Source organism: Roseibium porphyridii (genome assembly GCF_026191725.2).
In the GTDB taxonomy this organism is placed as follows: domain Bacteria; phylum Pseudomonadota; class Alphaproteobacteria; order Rhizobiales; family Stappiaceae; genus Roseibium; species Roseibium porphyridii.
This window is the reverse complement of record NZ_CP120863.1, coordinates 1,696,460-1,715,888: the sequence shown is the minus strand read 5'-3', so window position 1 is coordinate 1,715,888 and position 19,429 is coordinate 1,696,460. Positions and strand designations below refer to the sequence as shown.

Genomic DNA, 19,429 nt, shown 5'->3' with positions numbered 1-19,429 from the left:
CCGTGTCGCGTGATGTCATTCTTGCGATTGACGAAGGTACGACGAATTCCAAAGCCGTGCTTGTGTCGCTATCCGGAGAGATAATCGCTTCAGGAACTGCGCCGGTGCCGATCCAGCATCCTCAATCGGGATGGGTTCAACAGGATGCTTTGTCGATATGGACTGCAACTCAAGACGCGATCTCGGAATGCCTCGACCAAGCTCCAGACGCCAGTGTACTCGCCCTCGGGATTTCCAATCAGCGTGAATCGATTCTGATTTGGGATCGCAAGTCGGGTGCGCCACTTGGGCCGGTATTGACCTGGCAATGCCGCAGAACATCAGCAATTTGTGCAGACCTGAAAGCAGCGGGGCATGAAACGGAGGTGATCGCACGCACCGGTTTGCCGCTAGATCCACTGTTTCCGCCAACAAAAATTGCCTGGCTTCTGGAGCATCACGCAGCAGGCATCGAAGATATCTGTATTGGTACGGTGGACAGCTGGCTGATCTGGCAGTTTTCGGGCGGTCGCGTACATGCCACCGACCGTTCAAATGCAGCGCGCACACAACTGTATAATCTTGCTCTGGGTAAATGGGACGACGGTCTTTGCAATTTGTTCGGTGTAAACCCGGCTTCACTGCCTGAAGTTCGGGATTCCGCCCATGTCTTTGGTGAAACCCGGGATGTTGGCGTGTTGCCTGAGGGCATTCCTATTTCTTCTGCCATCGGCGATTCACATGCTGCCCTGTTTGGCCACGGCGCATTCGAACATGGCGACGGCAAAGTCACCTTCGGCACAGGCTCGTCGATCATGACCACGATCCCTGAATTTGTTTTGCCACCGAAGGGACTGACGACGACCATCGCATGGTCACTTGACGGCCAGGCGACCTATGCTCTTGAAGGCAACATTCTGGTCAGTGCGTCGGTTTTTCCCTGGGCGGCGAAAATCCTGGGTTTAGAGAATGTGGATGAACTGCTCAACCTGGCGCAAACTGTCGAGAGCGCCAATGGCGTCTGCCTGGTGCCGGCCCATGTTGGCCTTGGGGCGCCTCACTGGGACGCGCAGGCACGTGCACTGATCTCCGGCCTGTCATTTGTGTCTGAGCCTGCTCATATCGCCAGGGCCGCAGCAGATAGCATGGCTCATCAGGTAGCTGACATTTTTGATGTCATCTTAGAAGCAGGAAAGAATGTAGGAAGGCTTTTTGTCGATGGAGGCCCGAGCGAAAACGGCTTCCTGATGCAATTGGTGGCCGACTTGATTTCGCACCCGGTAACGCCTTGCAAGAATTCTGAAACGTCGGCCGTCGGCGCGGCATACCTTGCCGGTCTCGCCACAGGTTTTTGGCCTGATCTGCATGCGTTGAGAAGCCTAATGTCTCATGACCAACCCATCGAGGTAGGGATTACGAACAGGGAAAGAAAGGAATTACGTGCTGAATGGCGAGATGCCATTGCACGCACAACACTCCGGTTGTAGTGAATAAATATTCACTATCTGTCCTCAAAAGGTCCACCGAATGTCCCGGCTAAACGAACTTCGAATGATTGCGCGCGTTGCTCAGATGTACCACGTGGAAAATCAACGCCAAGCCGATATCGCTAATCATCTCAGGATCTCGCAGGCTACGATTTCGCGAATGTTGAAACGTGCGCAGGAAGAGGAAATCGTGCGCACCACTGTTGTGGCTCCTTCCGGCACTTATGCTGATCTGGAAGCGGGTCTACGCAGCAAATTTGGTCTGTCCGAAGCAATCGTCGTCGAGTGTTCAGAAGACAGAGACGGTGCGATCATGGCGCGGATTGGCGAGGCAGCGGCGCACTTTGTTGAGGCAACGTTGCAGCCAGGCGAAATCATCGGTGTTTCAAGCTGGTCTGAAACGATTTTAAAGATGGTGGACAACATTCATCCAATGAAATCCGGCAAGGCGAAATTTGTCGTGCAGACACTCGGCGGCATGGGCGACCCCACAGTCCAGATCCACGCCAACCAACTCACGACCCGCTTGGCCAAGCTCACAGGTGCCGAGGCATCTCTGTTGAGTGCCCCGGGTGTTGCACAATCGCGCGAAGCCAAACTTGTTCTATCGGGGGACTCCTATGTGCGCGAAACAATGGATCTTTTTGAGAAAGTCACCCTCGCAATTGTAGGCATCGGCGCGGTAGAACCTTCCAGTATGCTGGCACGCAGCGGCAACGTATTCTCCACGCGAGAACTCGCCGCCGTGAAGGAGGCGGGCGGGGTTGGTGACGTCAGCCTGCGGTTCTTCGACATTGATGGAAATCCGGTGAAAACACCTCTCGACGAACGTGTCATCGGCATGACCTTGGACGAGCTTGCCCGGATCGACAGGGTGATTGCGCTTGCCGGCGGACAGTCCAAAACCCGCGCCATCCAAGGCGCATTGAAGGCCGGTGTCATAGACCTTCTCGTGACAGACAAATTCACAGCTGGGCGTCTGGTATCTGACGCCCAAGATCAGACCTTATCGGAGCAGATGTAATGGACAGATTTGCGGGCAAAAGCGTGGTCATCACAGGTGGCAACAAAGGGATCGGATATTCCATTGCTGAGCGCTTCGTGTCCGAGGGCGCGAATGTCGTCATCGCTTCCGTCGAAGACCAGGTGATGGAGGCCGCAACCAAACTTGGTCCGAACACCCGGAGCTTTGTCTGCGACGTAACTGACAAGGAGCAGGTCGCGGCACTCTACGAATTTGCCAAGAGTGAATTCGGTGGGACTGACGTGTCTGTTCAAAACGCCGGCATTATCACCATAGCCAAGGTTGAGGATCTGACCGAGCAGGACTGGGATGCGACGATGGAGGTGAACACCAAAGGTGTTTTCCTGTGCTGCCAGGAGGCCATCCGCCACATGCGGGCGTCGGGCAACGGTGGACGGTTGATCAACACCGCCTCGGGACAGGCCCGTGACGGGTTCATCTACACACCACATTATGCTGCTTCGAAATTCGGCGTTATGGGGCTGACCCAAAGCCTTGCCAAGGAAGTTGCACTTGAAGCCATCACGGTGAACGCCATCTGCCCTGGCATCATCCGAACCGACATGTGGGACTACAACGATCGGATCTGGGGCAAGATGCTTGGCAATTTCGGACCCGGCGAATTGATGGAGAACTGGGTTCAGAACAATATCCCGATGAAGCGCGCTGGCGAAGGAAGTGACGTGGCCGGTCTGGTAGCATTCCTTGCAAGCAAGGACGCCACCTACATTACCGGCCAGACAATCAACGTGGACGGCGGCTTAATCATGTCCTGACGCTCAAAGGCAAAAATCACACGGCAACTTACGCGGCAGGTGTGTCCAGATCCTGATAGAGCTTCACAATGTCCAGGGCGGAATCGGCCGCTTCTCGTCCTTTCTTGACGAAATGCTCAGCGAAGAAATTGATATGGTCGTCGGTTGGCTGGAAATTGTGTGGTGTCAGGGACACTGACAGAATAGGAACGCCGGTTTTCAATCCGACATCCATCAGGCCCGTAACGACGGCAGCTGCCACGAAATCATGCCGGTAGATGCCGCCATCAACGACAAGAGCAGCAGCCGCTATCGCATCATATTCGCCGGTTTCCGCCAGCTTTTGCGCAAGCAGCGGCAACTCGAACGCGCCTGGAACGTCAAAAACCGAGATCTCCGCGTCTACGCCGGACTCATCAAGTCTTTTCTGGAACCCAATGAGAGCTTGATCCACGATTTCTGCATGCCAGCGCGCTTTAAGAAAGGCGAATTTTGGGGGTTTTGTCATTGTTATCTAACCTATCAATTTACAGGATCTCATGGCATCTAAACAATCAGGCCTATGCTTGATTATACCATTCTCTCCCATACAGACTATCACCGTAAGCCCCTAAATTTCCTCGGTTTCTTTTGGTTCACTCGAACCGGGTCGCGCGCGCGGTATATTGCCGCCAGTGGAAAATTTCACCCAGCACTGAGAGTCTACCTCCTCTAGCCCACGCCACTGTTTTCGTCAAAACAAATGAAACAGATCTGAACTCCACAATTTTCCAGCCTGCGAATGCAAGAACCATGGGTTTGGAAACTGCCACTACTGTCTCCAAACCCTGACCTTTGCTCCCAAAACACATCCATCGATTTGACCTGGGCTAAGACCCAGATGCTCTCCTGGCTTCGGACGGCAACGCTTTAGTAACCGATAGCAGCATTTGGAGATCGATTGACGCAGTCAGGCGCACCGCGGTTTCACGCAGAGCTGTCGATTGAAAGGTGGCAGACAAACGCGTCGAGCGATTTTGCAAATTAAACGTCTCTAACCCGCGAAATCGAACTAATCCGATCCATAAAAGGTGCGAGTGGTGACTCGTGCAAGCATTGACAATCCAATTTGACCACTCGAAGAGACTGATCAGCGTTGCAAATAATTCCGGAGCCCATGATGCCGTCTTAAGCCGCGTGGACGGTAATGTTTGTTTCCGTCCCCTCGGTGTCGAGCACCACACGAATGGTGTCGCCAATCGATGCGTGGTCCTGAAGGGTCGCTACTTCCTGCCAAGCGTGATCTCCTTCCTTGCCGACTTCGACGCGAACCTCACCATTCTCACCGCGTTGGGCGCGGATGTTTTCAGCCGCATCGACCGTTGAACCAAAGGCATTGGCCAGAAGCTGGCCGAGGTCGAGCTTGTCGCCTTCTCCGAACTGGTAGTCGGTGATGATGTCGGCTTCCGCCAGGGAATTGAGCACGAATGTGTCAGCACCAGCGCCACCTGTGAGCGTGTCCGATCCGAGACCACCGATGAGAATGTCATCACCGTGGGTGCCAACCAGGATGTTGTGACCGTCGTCGCCGGTGATGACGGATCCGCTGACAGTCACCGTGGCCGCAGTTTCAGGTGCGCCAGCGTCATCGTCGGACGTGTTCGTGTTGTCAGCCACAGTTCCGGGCGCCTCTGAGCTCCCGGAAATGGTAGAGGTCGTCAGAGCCGTTTCGTCCGATTGGACATCCAGTTCGATCGAGCGCGTCACGGTGGTGCCGTTGGCAAAGACCAGCTCCAGTTCGACCGCATCCTTGCCGTCATATCCTTCAACCGGTGTGTAGGTCACCGTGAAGTCTTCGCTGATATCAACACTGCCGATAGACGGATCGCCTTTGATATCGACAGAAGCAAGGCCTGCTGCAACCTCTTCCGCGGTCGCTGTATAGAGCACTATCGCAACCCCGGCCGCGATGACCGCGGACTGCCGGTTGGTGTCTTCGATGTCGGCAACATCATCGTTAGCGGCGCGGAAGCTCACGCCGGCATAGGCGCCCTCAGATCCGTCCACTTTGGTGTAGGTGCCTTCCGCAAAGACCGTGTTGCCGTCGACGGTCCGCTCGGCCCTGGCGGCGTCGAGGTCGATCGAAGAGATGCCGTGTTCGGACAGGTTCTGCAGTTCACCCGCCTGGCTGATGCCGTCGGAATTGGCATCCTGCCAGACCTTGATGTCGCCGAATGCGGCATCTTGAATGTCGATCACGCCGTCAACGTTGTCATCGAGCGAGGCAAGTGCTTCCAGAGAGTCCGCAAAAGAACCACCGTTGAAAACTTCGGAGAACACTTCCGATCCGTTTTCAATGGCTCCGGACCCGTCAAGATCGACCACCAGCATGCCATCATCTGGGCCAACCCAGCCGATGGTCTCAGCTGTTCCGTCGGCGTCAATATCGAAGGCCACCGGACCGCCCAGAAGCTCTGTGCCATCGCCGTCAAGATCGAGAATGATCGGGTCGGAGACTGTCACCAGCAGACCGGCATCATTGATCGTGTAGGTCTCGCCTCCAGATGAGAAGCCAAGGGTGGCGAACGCTACGATGGTCGGGTCGGCCGCGCCCGCCAGGGTGTATGCGGTCGCAAAATCGGCATCCAAGCCGTTACCGGCTGAATTGAATTGAACGAGCAAATCGGAACCACTTTCGAGAACACGCACATAATCGGACGAAGCGCCTCCACTTCCAATCGCCGCCTCAAGGGCGTCTAGATAGCTCTGAAAAGTGGTGCTGTCAGGCGGTGTCAGGGTGATCATCACATCATCGAAATTGATGACCTCAACGCTGTCTGTGATCGTGTCGGCGCCGTCCCGACTGTCGATCGTGTCCTTGATCGTGATTGTTCCGTCGACATTTATAGTCAGGACATAGTCCGCTGCATCACCGGTCAGGGAGAGGCTGTCTGAGCCTTCGCCACCATCAAAGAAGTCGTCACCGGCACCGGATTGGTAAGTATCACCCCCGCCATTGCCATTGAACACGACGCTGTGGCTGCTGGTCATGTCGGACGCATCGACGGTATCGTCATCGCCGCCGCCATTGATCGTGATCGTCGTCGGATCGAGATCAGTGCCGGTGAAATCGCCGGACACAACAAAGTTGTCGGCACCGCCAAGGCCATTGACGTCAATATCTTCAATGCCGTCGAGTTCGGCGATGACGGTCGAAGCGCCGGTCGGCCCGGCCAGGCTGCGCGACACCACGATCTCCGTGTCGGCATCGAGCAAGCCGCCAAGGCCGGTCCGGATGTTGTAGTCGGTTACCGTCTCGATGAAGAAGGTCTCATCGGCGGAGGCATCGCCGGTGACATCAAAGATGTCGGTGTCTGCGCCGCCATCGACAATGTCGCGGCCATCGCCGACGGTCCAGAAGATCGTGTCGTCGCCGGCACCGGTGTCGATCGTGTCATCGCCGGTGCCAAGAGTAACCTGGTCGTTGAAACCCGTTCCGGTGATATCGTCATTGCCGGCGCTGTTATCGTAGATGCTGACCTCTGGCGCATCGCCGGAGAAGGTGTTGGTTGTGCTGACGATCGCGCTGACATCTGTTGCGCCAGAGGTCTCAACACCGATGCCGATCTGCTCAAGTTCATTGTCGATAAAGCTGTTGCCGGAAATAGCATCAGCGTCGGCACCGTCATTGGCCAGGCCGACAAAGTTGTCTTGCAGAACGTTGTCGGTGATCGTTGCATTCGAGCCCGGATTGAGGAAGATGCCGGTCGTGAAGCCCGAAATCTTTGAATTGCTGACGTCCAGCCCGTCTGCGTTGCCAGTTTCGTTAAGCACGCCGCGCGCATTGGCGAAACCGCCCGTGCGCTCGATCAGCATATTGGTGATGGTGATGTCGTCCGCCACGACGTAGATGCCGGGCGTCGTACCTGCCGATGCATCCTGCAGTATGTGTACACCGTCGATCGTGCTGTCTTCTGAGCCTGTGTCAAAGGTGAAAGAGCCGGTGACCACGCTTTCCGTGCCGCGCGACGCATCGTCTCCGGAAACGCCCTCATTAGCGCCAAGGATCGTCAAATCCTTGTCGACGGTGACGTCTTCATCGTAGGTGCCAGGCCCGAGCAGGATCGTGTCGCCATCTAAGGTGCCGGCATTGTCGATGGCGTCCTGGATCGTGGTGTAGGTCGCTTTCAGGGCGTTCGTCGTGCCGTCGAACACCCGCACCAACCCGGTATGCGTCACGGTCACGGAAAACTCGCCCGCGGCGCTGTCGCCGTCGCCGTCTGTCGCCGTGATGTTGAATGTCAGGTTGATCTCATTGGCCGCGGCGCTTGGGACCGCCAGGGTGTCGAGATTGGCCAGCAACGTAAATGTGTATTCGACCGTCGTGTCGTCGAGCGACACGGTGAAGACCTGGTTGGCATCCGGATCGGCGCCGGTGTAGCCCACAAGGGTGCCGTTCACGAAGTCAAAACTTACCGTAGCGCCATTCGACGTAAGTGTAATGCCGGTACCCGAACCGTCGGTCACCGTCACATTGTTCTCAGCGGTCGTTGTATCGGTGAACGTCGCCGAGCGGTCACCCGTCGCGTTGCTGCCATTGTTGCCGTCGTCGGCACCGAAATTGATGCCGAGCGAACCGCTGATAGTGTTATCGTCAGCGCTGGATGTCAGCAGGACATCCGCGTTGATTGTGCCGTCTTCAACGCGGGCTGCAACGATTTCCGGTACGTCGTCGGCGACATTCACCGTCACCAGGCCGGTCAGCGTGACTGCGTCGCCATCGCCGTCGACGGCGTCGATGAACTGACCGAGCTCGAGCGCGATCGGGTCGTCGGTGCCGTGATCGAACTGCTGGAGCAAGGTGAAGACAGCGTCTGTTCCGTCGAGCGTCAGGGTGAAGAGAATTGTGTCGTCATCGTCGAGCGTGCCGTTATCCGGATCGGTCGTGCCATCGTCGACGAAGCCGCTGATGGTTGTGCCGTCCGAGACGATGCGCACTTGAGTGCCGCCGGCAGTCAGCGCACCAAAGTCCTGCGCTGCAAACGTCTGGAGCGCGAAACCTCCGCCGTCGACGCCGAAATCGACGGTAGACGTGAGGTCAAGGGTGGCGATGAAGGAGCCTGCGCCGGCCTGGAATACATAGACCTGGCCAACTTCCGAACCCTGCGTTGCGTCTCCCGGCGCACCGACGGCGATGGTGTTTCCGTCGATTGAAACCGATGAACCCAAGTCGTCTCTGCCGAATGAGGACGGCGTCGGGTCCTCCAGCGTTTGGATCAGGTCTCCCGTCGTCGCGTCGAAAACGTAGCTGCGGCCGCCTTCATTTCCACCCGCATCGCGGGCCGACGCGCCGACAATGACCTGGTTGCCGTCGATGGCGACGGAAGTACCGAAGAAGCCGCCTTGCACAGGATTCGGGTCATCGAACGTGTAAAGCAGCTGGGATGTAGGTGCTGTCGGGTCCGTAACATCGAAGGAATAGAGATAGGCCTGGCCGCCATCTAGTGCGGTGGTGTCGTCCCCTCGCGCGCCAACCACCACGAGATTGCCCTGGATCGCGACATCAATCCCGAAATTGTCCAGGTTCACCGGACTGGGGTCGGTAAAGGACAGGATGTGGTTGCCGGCGGTATCGAACAGATGCACTTCGCCAGAGGACGTTCCATTGCTCGGGGCGGAGACGACAAGGTAATCGCCGTCGATGTCAACCGCATCGCCGAACCGGTCTTCTCTCGAAGGGTTCGGGTTTCTGATGACAATTGACGGATCCGGGTTGCTCGGGTTGCTGGCATCGAACAGATATGCTTGCCCACCTCTTGTCCCCCCGTCAGGAACCCCGACGGCGCCAATCAACAGCAGATTACCCGATATGGCCACATCGGAGCCAAACAGAGCTTCTCCGGGGCGGAACGCCCCGTTGAACAACGGCACATCGTAGCTCGTGATCAGGTTGCCCGTCGTTGCGTCAAACAAATGAGCTTCGCCCTGACGGGGCCCGCCCTGGGTATCGAAAGGAGCACCGACAAGGATGAGGTTTTCTTCAATGTCGACAGAAACGCCGAACTGCGGTCCGCCAAAGAAACCGCCACGACTGAAACCGGCGCCGTCGAAGGTGTGGACGAGGTCGCCGGTGGCCAGATTGAAAAGATGGAGGTCGCCGAAATCTCTACCATTGCGCTCATCGCGCGGCGACCCTACCAACAGAAAGTTCTCAAAAACGGCGACGGACGCCCCGAAACCGTCGGCGCTGGTCACCGCGGGGTCGTCGAATATGACGGGTGCACCCGCCTCGTCCACCGTCGCCGTCACCGCAACGTCTGTCAGCTCCGGGCCATCGTCGGTGATGCGGATGATCTCATAAAATTCGCTCCCTAACGGATCCGTCAGATCTCCTTCAACATCTCCGTCGCCATCGGTGACGGTGAAGTCCAAGTACAGATCAATGGGATCATTGTCGCCTGTCCCCGGATCGGGGTGGTCGAAAGCCGCCAGTTGCGTGAAATCATAACTACCGTCCGACCGAACCACGACCTCAAAGACGTTTTCCAGTGAGGTCTCCGTCTTACCGAAGATTGTTATCACCCCGGTGGCAGTGTTCGTACTTACGTCGGTGGTTACCCGTTCGCCGCCGACCGTTAAATAGTCAGTGTCTTCAATCAACGGAAAGCTGGAAAGAAAAATGTTGTCGCGGATGACGAAGCCATCATCATCGGAGAACACTGCGGCGTTGGTTACGACTGCGCCATCGGCACCCGGATCAAACTGGAGCTGCCCGCTGACTATGGTCTCCAGACTATCTGCTTCATTAACTTCAACAGGATCGAAGGGGTTGGGTTCAATGGGATCGGGCCCGTCATCGTCGAAGGTAAGCCGGTCGCTGATGTCCTCGCGTGTTGAAACGGTATCACCGTCAGCGTCGGTTACCGTGAGCTGAGCCCAAACCGAACCTGGATTAACCGTGCTGTCGTTGCCAATCGCGATGTCTTCATCAGAGCTGTCGGGATCGTCGTGCCAAAGCGACACATACTGGGCAATGCTGATGCTGCCATCATCTTCAATGGCTATGGCAAAAGCGGCCGGGTCGTTAGCGTCCGCAGTCGCGCCAATTGCATCATACCGGCCAACGATCAGATTGCCTTCCACAAAGAGGAAGATCTCCTCTCCTGGGCCAGTGTCTGCTTCACCCGTTGTGTAGAGGCCGGACGAAACCGGACCCGTTGAATCGGCACCTGCGGCATCCACCAGCACCAATTCAAGCGCCTGATCCTGGATAGGTGCGTCGGCACCGGCATCGAGCGACGCGTCCACATCAATCACGGTGTCCCGTGCATAGATGGGACCGAATGGAAGAAGGTCGTCGTCGGAGCCAACACCACCAGCACTGGTGAGCACGCTGGCGAAAAGATCGATCACATCCTGATCGTATTCCCCTGTGGTCTCATCGAACACATTGTCGCTGTGCTGCTCACCGTCGGACGTCTCATCGACGCGAACAGTACCGGGGCTAGGGTCACGACGCGTCGGGGTCGAGTCCAGAAGTACGAGCTGCGGATCAGGCACATCGTCGTTGATGACGACGGCGAAACTGCCGGTCATGCTGTCGCCGTCGCTGTCAGTTGCGGTGAAGTCGGCGCTGAGTGTCAGAGCGTCGCTTTCGTCCTCACCGCCAGAGCCGGTCTGATCAAGGTGGTCCACATTGTCATGCAGGGTGAAGCTGTAGTTGCCTTCGTCAGAAGCCGAAGAGCCATCATCAAGGCTCAGGCTGAACACAAGACGGTCACCGGCGGTGCGGCCCTCGATGGATGTGACCGAACCGTCCGTATTCGTGCCGTTGATAACAACAAGAACCGCTTCCCCGTTGGACGTCAAAGCTGTGCCGCCGGTCGTAACCACCGCAACACCGCCGGTGACGTTGAGGGCGACCTGACGGTCAATGCCATCGGAGACTGTACCCTGGCCTTCGTCCCAACTGTCCGCTCCCCAGTTGATACCAAGCGAACCGGTCGCCGTTGCAGGGGTAAACGCGTCCGTATCCGCGTCAGCCTCCTCGCTCACCATTCCAAGGATATCACCCGCGATCACAGGCGTATCGTCGTCCACAGTCACCGTCAGTGTGGAGCTTGCGGAATCGCCATTGAAATCGGTGGCGGTGAAGCCGAATAGCAGAGGCAGACTAGTACCCTGGTTCGCACCGTCATGATCCAGGTTTTCATAAAGGATGATTTCGTACGCTCCGCCGAAATCCTGAACATCGCCGGTGATGATGAGCTCGACAGTGAAAACAATTTCACCCGAACCGTCAGTCTTTGTCGCGGTCAAGAACTCACCGCCAGGAGAAGCTACGTTTTGCGAGAAGGTCAGTTCCAAGGGCACGCCGTCAGACGTCAGATCTGCCGGGAGGTTATCCTGATCAAATAAGAGACTGATCTCGTTGATCGTTCCGGCGTTCTGGCCGAAACTGAGACCCAAATCGCCGGTGGCCGTCAGGGGAAGATTACCGGCCCCATTGGGATCCGTTCCGTCGGTCAGATTGGCCTCGTCGAGCGAGACTTCAACCGCACCGCCAATAACAGGGGCCGAATTCGGCAAATCCGGTGTCTCGTCCGCGCTGCTGCCATCGCTTTCCGGCCCTTCGCCGGATAAGAGGTCGTCCGTACCCGCGCCATCGCCGCCTGGCGCTTCGCCCGTCAAAAGGTCGCCAAAGCCCAAGCCGTCGCCGAGGTCCCCAATCGAGACGTCTTCAAAGGTCTGGCCGCTTCCCTGCGGGCCACCCAAAGCCGTTGCAAGATTGGTTGTTTCGCCCGCTGCAGTCTGAATCTCGTCGGCAAACTGAAGATTGGCGAGCGCCGTGAATTCATCGATAGAGAGCGTCTCGCCTTCTCCCACCAGGGCGATTTGCGAATTGGCGTCACCTTCGAAGAAACTCTGGATGATGACCATTCCGCCATCAGGAAAAATCATCTGCAGGTCGCTGCCGATCCTGATGAAGGAAATGTCCTCGCTCAGGATCTGCCTGAAATCAACCAGCTGGCCGGACGCAAGAAGCGTGACGATGCTCTGCTGCGCGTCAGGATGTGCAATAACCAGAGGCCCACCTACTGGCTCGTCGTTCGCGTTGTTGGAGACGTTGGCTTGGGCGATCTGCACGATCTCATTCATTACTGCGCACTCTGCACATTGGTGGTTTTAACTAGAGTCTTACTCCCACCATTTACAGTTTTTTTACCCTTATAAATAGCCCACGTTTCATTAACTTTATTAAAGGTAAATGCGCGAGTTCAATTTTGAGCGCAACCACCAAATAAGGTTAGAAAAGCGGCAAGCTAACAAGCACTTTCAGGCAACTATCTGAATTAATTGCATATTTCGGATCGCGGGATCCAAAAACACCGGACTGGTTCTGCAAAGCCGCAATAGTGCGGACGCGGAAACAAAGCTGACTGCCGCGAAAGTGATCTAGCTGGCCCCGTAATAGAGAGCGGCAACCACGAGCCCGAGCCCGATTGTGGACGCTATTCGATCGATCCACCTTTTCAGGGGCCTTCGTCTGCGGTCGTCGAAAAACTGTCCTAGGAGAATCGTGAGAAGGAAGATGGCTGCCAGGCCGGTGGACACCAGAACATCGGGGAAGCGGATGAAGGCCGCTTCCATGCTCAGCCAGAAGCTCTGCCCCGGCATGTCCGTAAGCAATTGCAATCCGTCATAAAAGGCAATGAACCCGCCGACACCGGCCACTGCAGCCAAAACGTTGCCGCTCGTAACCTCAGAATTGCAAGTCAGGTGCTATTTTGTTGATCTTGGATTTAAGTCGATTGAGCATTTCGCCAAGGTGGCAAAATAACACTACTGGAGACATCCCAAGTAAAGGGGATAGGAAAACAGGCAGCGCAGTATTTTAACGGTGCCGCACCAGGTGAATAATCCCTACGAGAGCGGCAAGCTGCTGTGAAAGCCAGAAAATCGTTTCTTCGTCATCTGGGCACTCCTCTTTCACCGGAAGTGCACACAAAATTCGCAATCGGGTCAGACCCGTTTCTGAAGGCATGAGCAGTTTCGCAATTAGCATCACAACCATGCCGCTATTAGGAAGCGACGATCGACACCTCATGATCGAGCAAAAGAAACGCTGATGCCTTTGGGCATCAGCGTTTCACAATCAGGCTCTTGTGCCAGAATATTTTCGCTGCTGCAGGGAAACTCTTCGAACAGCCAGCTGGCAGCTTGCACCTGATTGAACCAGTGGCAAAGGGAAACCGGCACCAGGTTGGGAGGCCTGACCAGAATATCCCGGTCCCCTTTGCCAATTTTACGGCTTATTGCGGGATCGCTGAGAATTCAGCTTCATCCAACATGCCGTCCTGGTTCCCATCGGCTGCTTTGTAGGTTTCTTCCGCAAGTGTAGCACCTGCAGCCTGAATCTCTTCATACGTCACAAAGCCATCCTGGTTTGCATCCAGCGTCGCAAAATCAACGGCTTGCGCAAATGCGGCTGAAGACACGAACAGGGCACCAAATGCAAGTACTGCGGACATAGACTTTTTCATGGGTAATCTCCATCTATCTAGTTCTCGTCCCACGAGGTGACATCTCGGTGAGACACCCGCATAAGGTGCGCAGACTTTACGGCCTCAATTAGATGTTGCTGGGGTATTAAATGGTCACAACAATGATCATAGAGCGGCAGTTAATTTGAATTTTTGTCAATCTCGGCAAGTCTGGTTTGTTTGTAGTTTGTCTTTGCCAATGATGAGCCCAGTGTTTCTAGGGTCGCTCAGCTTTCACCTTCTGTTTCCATTCAAGTTCGACTGGCGACAGGAACTGGTTCCTGAAGTTTGCGCTTTGAAGTGGCGCACGCCATGGTCCGATCCAATACCTCCGCCTGGCTTTCTCGCGGATTTTGAAGGACTACAGCGAAAACAGGTGAAACAACTATTGCTCCAACAGAGGCGTCGCGGTTCCTGCAGCGAAGCAGAAGCCAATCGCAGCCTCAGCTGATTGTTGGAAACTGAGACCGCATCGGCGATCTACGACATCTGACAGTAGGTAAAAGGCGGGCAGGCAGGTGAAGGGTGGCCGGTCGTCAGGGGAACCGAATGTCCAGATCCGCGAACAAGTCGGCAAAATCCGCAGATGGTGCTCTGTCGGTCACGAGATAGTCGCCGGGTTTCAATGTTGGCTGACGGAGCGCCGGCTTGCGCATTTGTGGCTCAAATTTGGAGTGATCGACCGCCATGATCGCACGCGCCGCATTTGCCAGCATTGCGCTTGCAATGTCGACCTCGCATTGCTCGTGGACGAGAAAGCCCTTCCGGGCGTCGACCAGCGAGGCCGACAGCAGAACGTAGTCCACCTGCATCCGCTCAATGACGTCAAACGCTGACCGGTCGAAAGATGCACCGTCATGGTCCCGCAATTGCGTTCCCGCCATGGAGACATTGTTGCCCGGGATCATCGCAAGCGTGCTTGCCACATAGGCCGAATTGGTAACAACAGTGAGTTCGCGCCGGTTTCGCAGTGCCTGTGCAACGAAACCGGAGGTTGATCCGGTATCGATTGCGATACTGTCGCCATCCTGGATGATTTTCACGACCTCTTCGGCAATCGTCACCTTGGCTTCACGGTTGAGGTTCATCCGGGCCAGATATGGCAGATCCGCCGCCGACTTGGTCGAAACCAGCGCGCCGTGCACCTTCTGCAGTGCGCCCCGGTCAACCAGGGGGCGCGAGACCCGGCGGATGGTCTGGTCCGAAACTCCGAGGAGACGCGACAGCTCTTGCACACTGACGGTGCCACGCATGTCCACGGTCTGTAAGAGCGTTGTTTCGTATTTCGACATGAAGCCTGTTTACACCAAAGTTTCTGGTCGAATAAGTCTATTTTGCACTTGGAATTCAACAAATTTCAACAACTCTATTGTGGTGGTGTTGATTTTTGTTAGGATTTGAGCTGTCCCTCAGCATTTGGATCTGCAAATTGACCCAACATTCGGCCAAACACCTGATCATCGGCGGCGGCATTATCGGATGCTCGATCGCATATCATCTGACCCGGATGGGCGAAAAGAATGTGATTCTCCTGGAACGTGCAGGCTTGACGGAGGGAGCGACATGGCACGCTGCCGGACTGGTCGGGCAGCTGCGCTCATCGCGCAATACCACGCGTATGCTTAAAAAGTCGGTTGAAATGTATGACCGGCTTCAAAACGAAGAAGGCATGCAGTTCGACTGGAAAAAAACCGGTTCGCTCAGGCTTGCCGCGACAAGGGAACGTCTTCTGGAAGCAAAGCGTCTGGCCACCATGGCGCGCAGCTTTGAGCTGGAAATGCAGATCATAACTCCTGACGAGGCAAAGGATCTGTTCCCACTGATTGAGGCGCGCGGTCTCGAGGGTGCTGCTTTCATTCCCTCTGATGGCTATGTCGACCCGGCTTCGCTTTGTCAGGCTGTCGCGGGTGCAGCCCGCCGCCAGGGCGCTGAAATCCGCCAAGGGGTCGAGGTGCTCGACTTTGCTGTCTCGAATGGCCGGATCACGAATGTCGAGACAAGTGAAGGCACGTTCGAAGCCCAGACAATCATCCTTGCAGCCGGCATGTGGAGCCGGGAACTCGGCTCGAAACTCGGCATTCGCGTTCCCGCTTGCGCGGTCGAACACCAGTATATCGTCACCGAGCCGACCGGCACCGAAGTTGGCCATTTCCCGACGCTGCGTGATCCGGAGCGCCTGGTCTATTACAAGCCGGATGTGGCCGGTCGGCTGGTCATCGGTGGCTATGAAGAGGATACGCTTCCTTTTGGAGACCGGGGCATTCCAGGTGCTTTCGTACGTCAGTTGCTGCCGGAAAACCTGGATCGCTTTCTGCCGCTTGCGGATCTGGCCAGCCAGGTCACGCCGGTCGTCAACGAGGTCGGCATCCGCCAGGTCATCAACGGGCCGATCCCCTATTCCGCCGATGGTGATTTTGTCATGGGCTGGCAGCCCGGCTTCAACAATCTGATGATGGCAACCGGATTTCTCTACGGCATCGCCGCAGGCGGCGGAGCCGGTGAAATGATTGCCGAATGGGTTGTCGAGGGGCAATCTTCTCTCGACCTATGGCCGCTTGATGTGCGCCGTTTCGGGCCACACCACGGAACTCGCACTTTCATGTATCCGCGCGCGGTTGAACACTATGCCCACCACTACAAGAAGAGATATCCGGGCCAGGAACACGAGAGCGCTCGTCAATTGCGATTGTCACCGCTTTACCAGACGCTCAAGGACCAGGGCGCGGTCTATGGCTCAAAGAACGGCTGGGAACGACCGCTCTGGTTCGCCCCTGAAGGCGTGGCACCGGTTGACCAGTTGGACTTCCTGGATCCTGGCTGGAAAAAATACGCAGCCGAAGAACACAAGGTCGTCCGGGAGCGGGTCGCGTTGATTGACCAGTCGAGCTTTTCCAAGTTCGAGATTGTCGGTGCGGACGCTCTCGCAGTCTTGCAACGGCTGGCTGTTTCCAACATGGACAAGCCTGTCGGCTCGGTCATCTATACCCAGCTTTGCAATGATCGTGGGGGCGTTGAGGCGGATGTAACGATCATTCGGCTGGATCAGGATCGGTTCTATCTGGTGACCGGATCCGGTTTCGGCGTTCACGACAGCGACTGGATCAAACGCAATCTGCCTGAAAACGCTTCAGTACACATCATCGAGGTGACGAGCGGATATGCGGTCATCAACATTGTCGGGCCGCGCTCACGTGACGTTTTGGCGACTGCCTCCGAAAGCGATGTCTCCAATCAGGCGATCCCTTTCTCCACGATGAAGGAAATCGTCGTCGGCGCGGCTCCGCTTCGGGCAGCCCGTATCGGCTATGTCGGTGAGCGCGGCTATGAACTGCATATTCCGACCGAATTTGCCACCCATGTCTACGACACGCTCTGGGCGGCTGGTAAAGCCCACGGCATAACGAATGTCGGGTACAGGGCGATCGAGAGCCTCAGAATGGAAAAGGGCTATGTTTATTGGTCCGGCGATGTCACACCGGACTATACCCCCATCGAGGCTGGCCTCGGCTTCAGGGTTCACCTCAAATCGAAAGGTGATTTCCTTGGGCGTTCGGTCCTGGAGAGGCAAAAGAACAAGGGTATCGAACGCAAGCTTTGCACGTTCGTCACGAAGGACCATCTGCCACTGACAGGAGGAGAAACCGTCCTGCTTGGAGACCAGGTGGTCTCGTCCGCGACCTCGGTTGGCTATGGGTATACTGTCGGACGGACAATTGTGCGCGGATATCTGGACAAGGCGCACTGGAACCGCACTGATTTCAGTCTGGAAGTCTTTGGGGAACGTCACCCGGTCACACAGGCCACCAGTCCACTTTACGATCCTGAAAACAGCGCACTCAAGGGATAAACGGGGGGAACATGACGGAACACGCTGAAAAGGTGCTCACGGCACTGCGCTCCGCGCCGCAATTTGCAGACATTGTCTCGGCAAAGCAGATAACCCGCCTCGGCGGATTGACCAATCTCGTGCACCGCGTCGACCTCGACGATCAGTCGGTTGTCGTCCGTATTCCGGGCGAAAACACCGAAGAATACATCGATCGGAGCGTCGAGAAGCACAATGCAATCGCTGCAGCCCAGGCCGGTGTTTCCGCCGATGTCCTTTACGCCGACGCCGCATCCGGCGTGATGATCACGCGCATGATCGACGGGATCGAAACCATGACCCCCAATCTCTTCAAGTCGCGTGCCGGATCGCCGGGCCGGGCCGGGGCCGCTCTCGCCAGACTGCATGCATCGGGCGAAACATTCCGGTTCCGCTTCGAGCTTTTTTCCATGATTGACGATTACCTCAAGGTTTTATCGACCAAGGATGTCACCCTGCCGGACGGGTATGAGGACGTGGTAGTGATCGCAATGCCCATTGGTGAGGTTCTGGCTGCGGCAAACCTGCCCCTGGCACCTTGCCATTGCGATCCTCTTTGCGAAAATTTCCTGGATGACGGCGAGAGGATGTGGATCGTCGATTGGGAGTATTCCGGCATGAACGATCCTTTGTGGGATCTCGGAGATCTCTCGGTTGAGGCTGGAATGAATGCGGCGCAAGATGCGGAAATGCTCGAAGCCTATTTTGGCCGCAAACCGACAGCCGCGGAGACTGGCCGGGTTGTGATCTACAAGGCTATGTGCGATTTGCTCTGGACCCTGTGGGGGCTTATTCAGCTTGCCGACGAAAACCCGGCCGAAGACTTCTGGGCCTACGCCACCGGCCGGTTCGAACGTTGCCGGACACTGATGCAGGATCCGTCCTTTCAGTCACATGTTGCTGCCGTCAGGGCCGGTTGAGCACCTCCAGAAGTTCGGCATGCAACTCCGTAGTAGCTGCCGTGACAGTGCGTCCGTCTGATGTCATTGTCAGCGGATTGCCTTGCCAGTCCGTCATGACCCCGCCTGCCGCCTCAACCACGGCAGATACCGGCAGATAATCGTAGGGCTGCAAATCGTAGTCCACGACGGCATCGACATGGCCCCGCGCCAAAAGCGCATGCGGATAACAATCGGCACCCAGTCTGCGCAGCTGTCCCGAACGAACGAGGCGCTGAAATGCTTCCGGTTCAGACAGAGCCAGTTTGTCGCCCTCATTGATGAACAGGTGGGCCTCTGCAAGAGAACGGCAGGAGCTGACATGGATGGCTGTCCCGTTGCACGTGGCCGGAAGGTTTTTGCCCCCGGCATAGACTTCGCCGAGTGCCGGCATCCGGATCACACCCATCTTCGGACAGCCTTCGATCAGAAACCCAAGCAACATGCCGAAAAGCGGCAGGCCGGCGATGAACGAACGCGTGCCATCGATTGGATCAATGATCCACATCGCAGCCGCCTCCCCGGTCTGTCCGAATTCCTCTCCGAAGATCGCTTCATCAGGAAAATGTAGCTGGATGCTGTCCCTGAGAGATCTTTCTGTCGCCTTGTCTGCCTGGGTGACAGGGCTCAAATCAGCCTTGGTTTCGGTCTTAGGATTTTTCCTGAAATAAAAAAGGCTGACTGCTGCAGCCTCTTCAGTCATCGCCAAGGCCTTTTCCAACCTGTTCGAAAGATCCGGCATTCCGCGCTTCTCCGCATTTCCGACGATTATTGACTAACGAATGATCGCTTTATGCTCAAAATGTATCCAAAACCGACAAAATTTGAAGCCATATGTTGCTTTTTGTTGATTTATGC

Annotated in this window: 11 protein-coding genes; 5 read left to right on the top strand and 6 right to left on the bottom strand. The window is 56.3% G+C overall.

The genetic code is table 11. The features are described 5' to 3' along the window. Positions 1–2 precede the first annotated feature (2 nt). The 3 genes from K1718_RS07945 to K1718_RS07935 are packed head-to-tail and all read left to right on the top strand — an operon-like array spanning position 3 to position 3,266. Positions 3–1,466, top strand: coding sequence for an FGGY family carbohydrate kinase (locus K1718_RS07945; protein ID WP_265683582.1), 1,464 nt, complete (start codon positions 3–5; stop codon positions 1,464–1,466). 40 nt (positions 1,467–1,506) lie between these two features. Next, positions 1,507–2,490 carry a sugar-binding transcriptional regulator gene (locus K1718_RS07940; RefSeq protein ID WP_265683581.1) on the top strand — a complete coding sequence of 328 codons (984 nt, stop codon included), beginning with the start codon at positions 1,507–1,509 and terminating at the stop codon, positions 2,488–2,490. Then, the gene (locus K1718_RS07935) at positions 2,490–3,266 is read left to right on the top strand and encodes an SDR family oxidoreductase (protein ID WP_265683580.1); all 777 of its coding nucleotides are present in this window, start codon (positions 2,490–2,492) and stop codon (positions 3,264–3,266) included. The genes K1718_RS07940 and K1718_RS07935 overlap by 1 nt, the downstream gene beginning before the upstream one ends. 28 nt (positions 3,267–3,294) lie before the next feature. Here the strand turns inward: K1718_RS07935 and K1718_RS07930 are convergent, their stop codons facing one another. The 5 genes from K1718_RS07930 to K1718_RS07910 form a co-directional block, all read right to left on the bottom strand. Beyond that, entirely contained in the window at positions 3,295–3,753 is a 459-nt protein-coding gene (locus tag K1718_RS07930) for a 6,7-dimethyl-8-ribityllumazine synthase (RefSeq protein ID WP_265683576.1), read from the bottom strand. 659 nt (positions 3,754–4,412) lie between these two features. Further along, a complete protein-coding gene (locus K1718_RS07925) occupies positions 4,413–12,383 on the bottom strand; it encodes a DUF5801 repeats-in-toxin domain-containing protein (RefSeq protein ID WP_265683574.1) in 7,971 nt (2,656 codons plus the stop codon). A 297-nt stretch (positions 12,384–12,680) separates the two neighbouring features. Next, positions 12,681–12,968, bottom strand: coding sequence for a hypothetical protein (locus tag K1718_RS07920; protein WP_265683572.1), 288 nt, complete (start codon positions 12,966–12,968; stop codon positions 12,681–12,683). A 569-nt stretch (positions 12,969–13,537) separates the two neighbouring features. After that, the gene (locus K1718_RS07915; protein WP_209006867.1) at positions 13,538–13,768 is read right to left on the bottom strand and encodes an EF-hand domain-containing protein; all 231 of its coding nucleotides are present in this window, start codon (positions 13,766–13,768) and stop codon (positions 13,538–13,540) included. A gap of 536 nt (positions 13,769–14,304) precedes the next feature. Next, positions 14,305–15,060 (bottom strand): DeoR/GlpR family DNA-binding transcription regulator, encoded by a 756-nt coding sequence (locus K1718_RS07910; RefSeq protein ID WP_152500419.1) that lies wholly within the window; start codon positions 15,058–15,060, stop codon positions 14,305–14,307. Positions 15,061–15,197: 137 nt separating this feature from the next. On the opposite strand from K1718_RS07910, the gene K1718_RS07905 reads away from it, so the two are divergent. Both K1718_RS07905 and K1718_RS07900 read left to right on the top strand, forming a co-directional pair. Beyond that, entirely contained in the window at positions 15,198–17,615 is a 2,418-nt protein-coding gene (locus tag K1718_RS07905) for a GcvT family protein (protein ID WP_265683568.1), read from the top strand. Between the two features lie 11 nt (positions 17,616–17,626). Next, positions 17,627–18,553 carry a choline/ethanolamine kinase family protein gene (locus K1718_RS07900; RefSeq protein WP_265683566.1) on the top strand — a complete coding sequence of 309 codons (927 nt, stop codon included), beginning with the start codon at positions 17,627–17,629 and terminating at the stop codon, positions 18,551–18,553. Here K1718_RS07900 and K1718_RS07895 read toward each other — a convergent pair. After that, positions 18,540–19,313 (bottom strand): inositol monophosphatase family protein, encoded by a 774-nt coding sequence (locus tag K1718_RS07895; protein ID WP_265683563.1) that lies wholly within the window; start codon positions 19,311–19,313, stop codon positions 18,540–18,542. The genes K1718_RS07900 and K1718_RS07895 overlap by 14 nt on opposite strands. Positions 19,314–19,429: the final 116 nt, after the last annotated feature.